This is a genomic window from Streptomyces niphimycinicus, from assembly GCF_018883605.1.
GTDB lineage: Bacteria > Actinomycetota > Actinomycetes > Streptomycetales > Streptomycetaceae > Streptomyces > Streptomyces niphimycinicus.
In genome coordinates this window covers 1-535 of the sequence record NZ_JAHLEM010001130.1, presented here as the reverse complement: position 1 = coordinate 535, position 535 = coordinate 1, and the positions used below count along the sequence as shown (strand labels likewise).

General features: G+C 67.9%; 1 protein-coding gene. It reads left to right on the top strand.

Features of this window, described 5'->3' with window-relative positions:
• Position 1: 1 nt before the first annotated feature.
• A partial coding sequence (locus KN815_RS48190) for a beta-ketoacyl reductase (RefSeq protein ID WP_301184720.1) occupies positions 2-535 on the top strand: 534 nt, incomplete at its 3' end.

Below are 535 nucleotides of genomic sequence, written 5' to 3'. Positions count from 1 at the left end.
TGTGTTGTTTTCGTCGGCGGCGGGTGTGTTGGGGAATGCGGGTCAGGGGAGTTATGCGGCGGCGAATGGGTTTCTGGATGCGTTGGCTGTTCATCGGCGGGCGCAGGGGTTGCCGGGGGTGTCGATCGCGTGGGGGTTCTGGGAAGAACGCAGCGAACTCACCACCGATCTGGCCGAGGTGCAACTGTCACGGATCTCCCGGTCCGTGGGGACGAGCATCAGCAGCGAACAAGGGCTGGCCCTGTTCGATGCGGCGCTCGCCGCCGATGAGGCCATGGTGCTGGCCACGCCCCTGAACATGCCGGCGCTGCGGGAACAGGCCGCCGCGGGCACATTGCCGTCGATCCTGAGCGGCCTGGTCACCGCCCCCGTCCGTAAGGCAGTCGGGACCGGAGGCACCCCGGCCGGACTGCGGCACCAACTCGCCGGAGCAACAGAGGCCGAGAGGGAACACCGGGTCGTGGGCCTGGTGCAGGAACACGTGGCCGGTGTCCTCGGCCACGTCTCCGCGGAGTCCATCGACACTTCGAGGACA